The 10,369-nt window shown below is 70.1% G+C and carries 7 protein-coding genes and 1 pseudogene; 4 read left to right on the plus strand and 4 right to left on the minus strand.

Features of this window, described 5'->3' with window-relative positions:
* Positions 1 to 159: 159 nt before the first annotated feature.
* Entirely contained in the window at positions 160 to 1,356 is a 1,197-nt protein-coding gene (gene nicT, locus G6R24_RS13870) for a Nickel transporter NicT (protein ID WP_163549670.1), read from the minus strand.
* A 312-nt stretch (positions 1,357 to 1,668) separates the two neighbouring features.
* Here nicT and G6R24_RS13875 point away from each other — a divergent pair, with 312 nt between their 5' ends.
* Complete coding sequence (locus G6R24_RS13875) at positions 1,669 to 2,652, plus strand: NAD-dependent epimerase/dehydratase family protein (RefSeq protein WP_225438502.1); 984 nt, start codon at positions 1,669 to 1,671, stop codon at positions 2,650 to 2,652.
* A 96-nt stretch (positions 2,653 to 2,748) separates the two neighbouring features.
* Positions 2,749 to 3,666 carry a zinc-binding dehydrogenase gene (locus G6R24_RS13880; protein WP_163549672.1) on the plus strand — a complete coding sequence of 306 codons (918 nt, stop codon included), beginning with the start codon at positions 2,749 to 2,751 and terminating at the stop codon, positions 3,664 to 3,666.
* Positions 3,667 to 4,496: 830 nt separating this feature from the next.
* On the opposite strand, the pseudogene G6R24_RS22425 reads toward G6R24_RS13880, so the two are convergent.
* Positions 4,497 to 5,714: pseudogene (locus G6R24_RS22425) on the minus strand (MFS transporter); the annotation flags it as partial.
* 53 nt (positions 5,715 to 5,767) lie between these two features.
* The gene (locus G6R24_RS13890) at positions 5,768 to 7,075 is read right to left on the minus strand and encodes an MFS transporter (protein ID WP_163549673.1); all 1,308 of its coding nucleotides are present in this window, start codon (positions 7,073 to 7,075) and stop codon (positions 5,768 to 5,770) included.
* 87 nt (positions 7,076 to 7,162) lie between these two features.
* On the opposite strand from G6R24_RS13890, the gene G6R24_RS13895 reads away from it, so the two are divergent.
* Positions 7,163 to 7,606 carry a thiol-disulfide oxidoreductase DCC family protein gene (locus tag G6R24_RS13895; RefSeq protein WP_163549674.1) on the plus strand — a complete coding sequence of 148 codons (444 nt, stop codon included), beginning with the start codon at positions 7,163 to 7,165 and terminating at the stop codon, positions 7,604 to 7,606.
* 56 nt (positions 7,607 to 7,662) lie between these two features.
* Here G6R24_RS13895 and G6R24_RS13900 read toward each other — a convergent pair whose 3' ends face one another.
* The gene (locus G6R24_RS13900; RefSeq protein ID WP_225438503.1) at positions 7,663 to 8,304 is read right to left on the minus strand and encodes a TetR/AcrR family transcriptional regulator; all 642 of its coding nucleotides are present in this window, start codon (positions 8,302 to 8,304) and stop codon (positions 7,663 to 7,665) included.
* 584 nt (positions 8,305 to 8,888) lie between these two features.
* On the opposite strand from G6R24_RS13900, the gene G6R24_RS13905 reads away from it, so the two are divergent.
* Positions 8,889 to 10,124, plus strand: coding sequence for an ABC transporter substrate-binding protein (locus tag G6R24_RS13905; RefSeq protein ID WP_225438504.1), 1,236 nt, complete (start codon positions 8,889 to 8,891; stop codon positions 10,122 to 10,124).
* Positions 10,125 to 10,369 lie beyond the last annotated feature (245 nt).

The following is a 10,369-nucleotide window of genomic DNA, read 5'->3' on the forward strand; positions in this document are numbered from 1 at the left end:
CCTGAACAACCCTCGGCATGGCACTGAACAGCCCTCGGCAGGAGTCGCTGATCCGCCCCGCGACGACTCTGCCCGGTCGCCGGAAAATCGCAAAAAAGGGTAAGTGACAACAGGGGTGACAAGAAGAGCGGGTGGGGTCCGAGCGGGTGTGGGCGGTCGTCAGGCGGAGGGGGACGCCGATGTCGGGGCGGCGGTGCCGGGGATGGCGCGGTCCGATGGGCCGTGGCGGGTCCAGCGGTCCTCGATGTGCGCGAAGCGCCAGACGGCGAGTGCGATGACCCAGGTGACGAAGAAGACGCCGACGATGGTGTAGCCGGCGTAGTCGAGGTTGACACCGGCGATCCAGGCCAGCGGGCCGGTGGAGATGTCGAGGCGGTCCGCGAGAACGCCGACGAGTTCGATGGTGCCGATGACGAGCGCGACGACGACGGAGATCGTGGTGATCGTCAGGTTGTAGAAGACCTTGCGCACGGGGCGGGCGAAGGCCCAGCCGTAGGCGGCGTTCATGAGGACGCCGTCGACGGTGTCCATCAGGCACATGCCGGCGGCGAACAGGACCGGCAGCACGAGAATCGTGTAGAAGGGCAGGCTGAACGCGGCGGCGCCACCGGCGAGGACGAGCAGACCGACCTCGGTTGCGGTGTCGAAACCCAGACCGAACAGAACACCGATCGGGTAGATGTGCCAGGGTCTGGTGACGGTTCGGGTCAGCCGGCCGAGGAAACGGTTCATCAGACCGCGGGAGTCCAGCTGCCGTTCGAGTTCCGCCTCGTCGTAGTGCCCGGCGCGCAGGTCGCGGAACACCCGCAGAATGCCGAGCAGCGCGGCCAGGTTGAGGATGCCAAGAATCCACAGGAACACGCCCGACACCGATGGTCCGATGACACCGGTGATGGTGTGCAGCCGGGAGGAGTCATCCGTCACCGGTCCGAGCAGGGAGCGGACGCCGACCGAGAGCAGGAAGGTGAGCGCGAAGACGACACTGGAATGCCCGAGGGAGAACCAGAAACCAACCGACAGTGGACGGCGGGCCCGGGGATGCCCGGCGTCCTCACCCGCGATGCTGTCGGCGAGGAGTTTGCGGGTGGTGTTGTCGACGGCGGCGATGTGGTCGGCGTCGAAGGCATGGCGCAGGCCGAAGGTGTAGGCGAGAACGCCGACGCCGGCGGTGAAGACCCGGTGGTCGCCGCCGAGTGCGTAGCTGTGCGGGGTGACCAGGGTGAACAGGGCGACAAAGCCCACGGCGTGCAGCAGGACGACAAAGGTGCCCATGCCGGCCAGCGAACGCCGGTCGGCGGCGGTGAGGCTTTGTCGGAACGAGGCCGGCCGGGCGGCGCCGGGCGCGGAGCGGGCCATGCGATGCCTCCTTGCTCGCCGGGGCCGAGTGATCGCCGAAGTCGGTCATATCCGGCCGATGCGGCTTTCGCGACTATCCTGCAGATGCAACAGAGTTGCAAATGGCTTGACCTGTTCGGTGCGGTCACCACCGCCGCAGCCGAAGATCCCGCGTCCGGCGCGGGTGGGTGGCTGGTCCGTCGGGTCCGCGTCGCGGATGCCTGGTCAGTGCGGGTCGGATCGCAGCTGTGTCACGATCTGGGTGTCGGGTATATCGGCATCTTTCCAAGATCGAAAATGGTGGTCGGGCGCGTGAGCGGTGCTCAGTTGGTCATGGGGGCAAGTGGGTTTCTCGGCTCACATGTGACCCGGCAGTTAACCGAGCGTGGCGATGATGTTCGGGTGTGGGTCCGGCGGTCCAGCTCGTCGAAGGCCTTCGACGAGCTGCCCGTGCGGCGTCACCACGGCGATCTCACCGATGACGCGGCGCTGCGCGAGGCGATGCGCGGTGTCGACACGGTGTACTACTGCATCGTGGACGTCCGGGCGTCGCTGCGGGACCCGGCGCCGCTGTTCGCCACGAACGTCGAGGGCCTGCGACACGCCCTGGACGCCGCCGTCGAGGAGAAGGTGCGGCGGTTCGTCTTCTGCAGCACCGTCGGCACGATCGGTCGTGCCCCCCAGGGCGGTCCGGCCAACGAGGATCACCCGCATACCTGGGCGGAGCTGGGCGGCCCGTACATCCGGTCCCGGATCGCCGCCGAGGAGCTCGTCCTGAGCTACTGCCGTGAGCGGGATCTGCCGGCCCTCGTCATGTGTGTGTCGACAACCTACGGACCGCAGGACTATGGCACTGCGCACGGCCAGATGGTGGCCGATGCGGCGCGCGGGCGCACGCCGATCCATTTCGGGGACGCGTCGATGGAGGTCGTCGACATCCGAGACGCGGCCCGGGCCTTTCTGCTCGCCGCGGAGAAGGGTCGCGTCGGCGAGCGCTACATCATCAGTGAACGGTACATGTCCTGGCGGGATGTGCTGGTCACCGCGGCCACGGCCGGCGGCGCGAAACCACCGCGGTTCGGCGTGCCGCTCCCGATGCTCAAGGTGATCGGCCGTGTCTCGGACGTCGCCGCCCGGGTGCTGCGCAAGGATCTTCCGATGAACAGCGTCACCACCCGTCTGATGTACTTCATGCCACCGTTGGATCATGCGAAGGCGACCCGTGAGCTCGGCTGGCATCCGTCCCCGACCCCGGATGCCATCCGTGACGCCGCCGTGTTCCACCTCGCCCAGGAACCGGCCGCCGCACCGCGTTAGCGCATCCTGGGGTAGCGGTGAGATCGCGGTGGTAGAACGCTCCTTGGTCGTCCCGATGGGGCGTCCCGATGGGGCGCTCCGACCCGAGGAGAATCCGTGCAGGCACTTGTCTACGATCCGCACCAGCCGGCTGGCCTGCGCCTGGCGGAGACGGCGGACCCCGTCCCCGGCCCTGACGAGGCGCTGGTCAAGGTGCGGGCGGCCTCGTTGAACTACGGCGAGGTCGCCTATCGTGGGCTGCACGCGAAGCCCGGCGAGGTGCACGGGTGGGATGCGGCCGGGATCGTCGTCGCCGCGGCCGCGGACGGTTCCGGCCCGCCGGTCGGCACGCCGGTGGCGACCTTCGGCTGGCGTGGGGCCTGGGCGAGTCTGCGGGCCGTGGCGACCACGGAACTGGCCGTGCTGCCGGCCGGGCTTGACCTCGCGGTGGCCGCCGCGACTCCCGTCGCCGGGGTGAGCGCGCTGCGGGCGGTCCGTCGCCTCGGCGCGGTGCTTGGCCGGCGGGTGCTGATCCTCGGTGCCTCCGGTGGGGTGGGGCGTTTCGCCGTGCAGTTGGCCGCCCGGGCCGGCGCGGACGTCGTCGCCTCGGTCGGCAGCCCCGCCCGCGGCGAGGGCCTGACGGATCTCGGTGCCACCGAGATCATCGTGGGCCCGACGAGTCTGGCTGGCACCGTGTACGGCGTGCTGGACAACGTCGGCGGGCAGCAGCTCGCGGACGCGTTCGCCCGCCTCGAACCGGCCGGGATAGCGATAGCCATCGGCAAGGCGTCCGGGGAGTCGACCACCATCGACTTCGAGCAGGAACGCCTTGGCTCCGCCGGTAAGCGCATCGAACCGTTCATCATGGGGGGTGGCGTCGGCGACGATCTCGCCTATCTCGTCCGGCTGCTCGAACGTGGTGAGCTGGACCCGCAGATCGGCTGGCGCGGTTCCTGGCAGCGGGCGCCGGAGGCCGTCGAGGCGTTGCTGTCCCGCCGGGTCGCCGGTAAGGCCGTCCTCGAGATCCCGGGCTGAGTCCAGCCGAACCTGGCCTGGAGCGGGGCTGGAACGGGAGTCGGGTCGCTCGCGGTGCGCAGGGCGGCGAGCTCCCGGGCGACCCGTTCGGCGTGCGCACGCTCGTCCGCGCGGGCCCGGCGGGGGCTCCACCGGCCACTCAACAGGGCGACGGACGGCAGGAACAGCAGCTGGCCGCCGATGCAGATCCACCACCAGCGCTGCCACTGGCGCGGACCGTCCCGCTGGGCCCTGGCGACGCTGGTGCCGTGCGCGCTCAGGTAGGCGAGGTCCGCCGGGGCGATCGCGGCCCGCGCGGCGGCCAGGATGTCCCCGTAGCGCTGGACGAGAACCAGGTCGGCGCGCACCGCCGGGTCGTTCAGGCTGGTGAGCAGGCTGAACGCGGCGGCCTGATCCACGTGGAGCACCCGGACGAGGTCGCCGAGGGCGGCGCCCACCGCGGCCAGATCGGCCGGGTCGGTCTCGAGTGTGCGCAGGGTGGCGGGCCTGATCGCCCGGCCCGCAGTGACCTGCCGAGCACGTGTCCGGACCGCCGTGGCGGCGGCCGCGGCTCGCGCGGGGCTCGCCCCCTGCTGGGTGGCCACCTCACGCAGCGCGTTCGCCAGCGCGCCGATGTCGTTCGGGTCGCGGGCGAGGACGGCCGACGTCCGTGCGTCGAGCGCCGAGAGAACGGCGACCTGGCGGGGATGGGCGGCGGCGATCGCCCGCACCCGCTGCCCATGGTCGACCAGTGTGGACGTCGAGGGCAGCGTCGCGAGGAGGCCGACCAGGCCCAGCGCCACGACCAGGCGCAGTATCCATCCCCAGAGCGCGAGCCCCCGCGCGGTGGCGGCCGGGCTGATTCTCTCGACCGTCTCGGTGAACGCCGCCATCCAGGCGACATAGGTCAGGCCGCCGCCGACGGACATGATGACGAAGTAGCCCGCTATCGTGTGATAGCTGGCGTCGGCGCGTGTCGCCGAAAGCGCGAACAGGATGTTTCCCGCCACGCTCAACGCCGTGCCGACGACCATGAACGGTTTGCGGACCCGTAGCCGGTCCGTCAACAGACCACCCACCACCAGGGCGATCGCGTTCGAGATCCAGAACCAGTTCGCCAGGGCGTTGGCCCGCGATTCCGAATAGCCGTAGGTCGTCGTGAAGTACACGACGACGAAGCCGACCAGGGTGTAATAGAGCAGAAGGAAGACCGCGATCGCGAGCGCCGACGCGAGCACGTGCGGACGGGCCACTCGCCGCCACGACCCCTGGGTGGTCACGGCCGGATCGAGCCCGCTCGCCCGGGCCTCGACGAGGCTCTGGTCCCGCGGGCTCACCATCAGCTGATCGCGAAGGCCTGGCGTGAGCTCGCGCAGACCGCACGCGGCGGCGCCGAGGACGACCAGCCCGACAGCCCCGCAGACGTGGAACTGGAAGCGCCAGTTCGGGTGCTGATCGAGGGTGTTACTGGCGATCACGGTGCAGGTCAGGCTGCCCAGCACCGGCCCCAACGTCCAGAAGCCCATGGCGAGCCCCCGGCCGAGCTGCGGGGAGAAGTCACGGACCAGGGCCGGCGTGGCGACCAGCGCCATGCCCTCGACGAAGGCGAGCGCGGACGCGAGCACGGCGAACCAGAGCCGGCTCGGGGCGTTCGGCAGCCCGAACAACACCAGCAGGGCGACGGTCAGCAGCCCACCGACGACCAGGTTCGCCCGGCCGAACCGGTCGACGAGCCCGGCGAACAGGGCGGCGAACGCGCCGGCGACATTCGCGACGATGGCCATCACCACGAAGGTCGTGAACGAGAAGTCGTAGTTCCGGATGATCTGGGTCGCGACCGTGCCCTGGGTGTAGAGCGCATAGTAAAGATAGATGGTACTAATGACCGCGATAGTCAGGCAGCGACGGCGATACCGGGCGTTCGGATAGTGCTCCAGTTGGCGCCACCCTGGCCGTCCGCCGCCGTGGGTCGCCGCCGACGGGCTGTCCCCGGTGCTGCGCGCCGTCAGCTCCACCGCTTTCCCCGCACACTCATGGGACGAGGGAAGAAAAGCGCCGCGGGGCGGCATCGAACTGTCGGTGGCGGCGAAAGAAAATACCGGATCTACCACGGCGCGAAATGTTAGGTGGTCGACGTCCCGCAGACAAGCAGCAGGGGAGTGGCGAGGATGAGCAGTCCGGCCACGGCGATCGCGGTGCGCGGGCTGGTCGCGTCGGCGAGCAGCCCGCCCAGGGCAGTGAGTGTGGCGATGGCGGCGCTGGTGCTGATCGACCAGGCGGTCAGCGTGCGGGCGACCCGGTCGCGTGGTGTCCGCTCGAGCCGGTAGGCGGCGAGTACCGGGGAGTACAGACTCATGCTGATGATGATCGCGAGTTCGACGACCATCACGGTGATCAGCCCGCCGATGCCGGGTTGGACGAAGGCCAGCCCGATCAGCCAGAGTGCGCGGGTCGTACCGATGACCCGGAACACCCAGCGCTGACCGCGGCGGGCCACGACCCGCCGGGCCAGCCGCGAGCCGATCAGCCCGCCGAGGCAGGGTGCGGCGAACGCGAGCCCGTACTGCCACGCGGGCATGCCGAACTCACCGAGCAGCAGCACCGCCAGCAGCGGCTCGGTCGCCATGATCAGCCCGTTGACCAGCATCTGGTTGACGAACAGCGCCCGCAGTTCGGGGTGCGCCCACAGGTGCCGCCAGCCCTCGAACACCCCGCCCGGCGGGTCCGCCCGCAGGGGGCGGCGGCCGGTCGCGGGCATGTCATGGTGATCCGGGCCGGCAGTGCTGCCGGCCCGCGGGCTGTTCCCGGTCACGTGGTCGGTGCGGTCCCGGGCCGCGGACGGGTCGCGTTCGGCCGCCCGGTCGCGGCTCGCGGCGACGCCGCCGGCGGAGAGCAGGTAGCTGACGGCGTCGGCCAGCACGGTGGTGACCGGACCGAACAGGCCGATCGCCGCCCCGCCAAGCGGCGGCCCGAGCGCGAGCGAGCTCCAGTTCGTCGATTCGAACCGCGCGTTCGCCACTACCAGGTCGGCGGACCGAACCAGCTCCTTGAGGCGGGCACCGCTGGCCGCGTTGAACGCGATCTTCGCCGCGGCGGCCACGATCGAGACGATCAGCAGTTGCGCGAAGCCGAGCCAGCCGAGCGCGTAGGCCAGCGGAACCGAGATCATCGCCGCGAACCGGACCAGGTCCATCCCGATCATCACCGCCGCGCTGCGACGGGCCTCCACCCACGGGCCGAGCGGCACCGCGAGCAGTGCTCCCACCGCCGGCCCGACCGCGGCCAACGCCGATACCTGCGCCGCGCCCGCGTGCAGCACCACCACGGCGATCAGCGCGAAGGCACCGAAACCCAGGGCCGTCCCGTAGGCACTGACCGCGTAGGACGCCCACAACCACCGAAACCGCCGTCCCAGCGACTGTCCGGGCACCCGCCGTCCTCTCCAGCGTGCGATTTTGCTCGAAAGTGGTCCTGGCCGAAGCTACGGTGATGAGGTGGTGGCCAGGGGAGCGTGGCGATGACGACCCGATCGGACGGCGAGGGCTGGCCGGCTGGCCGGCAACGGCCATTGTTCCTCTACGACGGGGACTGTGGGTTCTGCACCCGCTCGGCCCAGTTCATCCGGTCGGCGGTGCGACCCACCGTCGACATCGAGCCCTGGCAGCGCATGCCACTGGCGACGTTGGGTGTCAGCGCCGGGCAGGCCGGCCGCGCCGTCTGGTGGATAGGAGCACACGGGCAGCGAGCATCCGGTGCGGCGGCCATCGCCCTCGTGCTCGGTCGGTCCGGCCGGGTGGGGGCGCGGGGAGCGGCGTGGCGGATCGCCGGACGTGTTCTCGCGGTCCCGCCGGTCTCCTGGGTGGCTGCCGGGGTGTACCCGGTGGTGGCGGACAATCGCCATCGGCTACCCGGCGCGACGGCCGCGTGCGCCGTCCAACCCGGTGGTGCGCCAGGCAGGTGAGCGGCCAGCCGTCGGCGCCACGGCCAGCCGGCCAGCCGGCCAGCCGAGGGAGCCGGCTACTCGCCACCACGCGGGTCACCCGCGGGGGTTTCGCCGCCCTGGGCGTCGGCGGGCCGCGCGGGGGCGCCGCCCTGCAGGGCGCTCAGGCAGAAGGCCCAGACCTGCTCACCGATCTGCCGGCCGGATTCGGCCCGGGGGGCGTAGGAGCAGTGGTGGTAGACCGACTCGACCAGCCTGGTGATGAGATCGACGTTGCGCTGCGCGCTGCCGGCCGGAAGCTGGTTCCTGGCCTCCGCGGCCGTGATCTCGCGGGAGACCAGGTCGGCGAACGCCCACCGGGCCTGCACCGACTCGGTGGGATAGTGCTGGTGGAGCCGCCAGCGTTCGCCGCTGAGGAACCGCCCACCGGCCGTCGCCGCGCGGGGTGAGTCGAGCAGGGCCAGTGTGGCGACGATGTGGTGGTGCAGCCGTTCGACCGGGTCGCTGATCTCGGCGGTGGCACGCTCGTGCCAGCTCACCTGCTCGATCACCAGTTGCTCGTAGACGGCGAGCAGGACATGGTCCTTGCCCTCGAAATAGCGGTAGAAGGTCTGCATCCCGATGCCGGACTCCTTCACGAGCTCCTGCATCGTGAAGGCGCCGTCGCCACGCTCGGCCAGGGTGCGCGCGGCGGCGACGATCGTCTTGATCTGCTCCAAGCTCCGTGACCGTGACCGCTGCACCCTCGGAGACCGATCCGCAGCGCGTTCTGCCCAGGACATCCGTTGACAGTACCGGCGATCGAATGACGCCCGGCTGTCAGTCCGAACCAAGGTCGGCTCCGGCGGAGGTGGCGAGTCGGCCACGGCCCTCGCGTACCCGGCGGACCTGGTCGCCCCGAACGGCACCGCCGCGGTTGCCCGAGTCGCCCGGAAGATCACATCAATCCCGGTTGGGAAACGGGATATATCAGGTTGCTAGAAGTTGCTTGCTGCTTTGTGGCGTGCCAGCATTCCACTGCCTGAGCAAGGTGGGAGCCGGGTCGGCCGGGACACGCATGGCCTGAGGGTGCGTGGGTCGCCATGCGCGTTCTTCCGTGTGCGGACTGTCATAGGTGGGCAGTCGTGCGGGGCTTGGCCCGACTCCCGTGGCTGGTTGCCGGCGGCACGGAACGACGGACTCGGAGATTAGGAATCATATGCGGACAGCTTGGAATCGGCTAAGCACGCTCGGTCGTCGCGGCGCTTCGGGGCAGGCTCGGCCCACTCGGTCGGGTCCTCGTGCCGGCGCGGCCGTGGCGGCGGTGTCCGCGGGCGTGCTGCTGGCCGTCGCGGCCGGCTGCGGCAGCAGCGGTAGCGATGGCGGGAGCAGCGGCGCGAGTACGGCCGATGCCGCGTCCAGCGCGGCCCTGCTCGGTCCGGCGGCGGCGGCTTCGGGCGCGCCGGTGAAGATCGGCCTGATCTCGGACGGCAAGGCCGCGTCCAGCGACACATCGGTCGAGCTGCGGGTCGCGGAAGCGACGGTCAAGTACTTCAACGCGCACAAGTCCGGCATTGGTGGCCGGCCGATCGAGCTGGTCACGTGCTCGACCGCGAACGAGGCCAGCAAGGGCACCGACTGCGCGAACCAGGCGATCGAGCAGAAGGTCGTGGCCGTGGTCGTGGGTGCCTCCGCGGTGGCCCAGGCGGTGTGGACGCCGCTGCACGCGGCGAAGATCCCGGTGCTGTTCTACTCGACGAACGACCCGGAGCAGCTGAAGGACGCCCAGTCGACCTTCACGATGGGTGACCCGAACGCCCTGGTCGCGGACTCCATCCTGCCCTTGGCCGCGAAGGCGAAAACCAAGAACCTGACCGCTGTCGTCATCGACGTTCCGCCGGCGCTGGCCCAGTTCGAGGGCGCGAACGCCGAGGTGTTGAAGAAGGCCGGCATCAAGCTCAAGCTCATTCCGATTCCTCTGGGCACCGCGGACATGACCCCGCAGCTGCAGAGCCTGTCGGGTTCCGCGCCGGGTGTGGTGGAGGTCGTCGGAAACGACTCGTTCTGCATCAGTGCGTTCAACGCACTGCGCACGTCCGGTTTCACGGGCCCGTTCTTCGCGATCCCGCAGTGCATCTCGGACGCGACCCGCAAGGCGGTTCCCTCCGATGTGCTGGAGCGGATCACCGTCGGGGCGGCCGCGCCGACGAACAACGACAACCCGTCGACGCGGCTTTACGAGGCCGTCGTGGATGCCTACGGCAAGAACATCAACACCGACGAGTCATCCGGACTGAACATGTTCTCGGAACTGAGCGCCTTCCAGGTCGCGCTGGCCGACATCAAGGGTGACATCACACCGGCCACGGTGATCTCGGCGTTCAAGTCGATGCCGGAGAAGGAGATTCCCGGTGCCGGTGGTCTGAAACTGCGCTGCAACGGCAAGGCATACCCGGCCACGCCCGCGCTCTGCGTCCGCGGCAGTCTGACCGCCCAGCTCGACGGCAAGGGCAACCCGGCCTCCTACCGGGTCGTCGGCTACACCCCGATCCCCTCCTGAGCGGGTACCTGCCGGGCGGCATTCCGTGGGTGGTGGCCTGTGTGTGGCACTACGGCGGCGGCCGGCCCTGGGCACTGGCACTGAGCCCGGGCCGGGACCGTCGCCCTACCTGAACGCGGCTGCCGGCTCGGTCGGGTGTGCCAGCGCACGCGGCACACGATTCCGGGGGCCACGCGGTCACATGACGTGATCGCGTGGCCCCCGGCGCCTTAAATCCGTACATAAGCCATGTAAATGGGTAAATA

The organism is Candidatus Frankia nodulisporulans, from assembly GCF_902806475.1.
Taxonomy (GTDB): domain Bacteria; phylum Actinomycetota; class Actinomycetes; order Frankiales; family Frankiaceae; genus Frankia; species Frankia umida.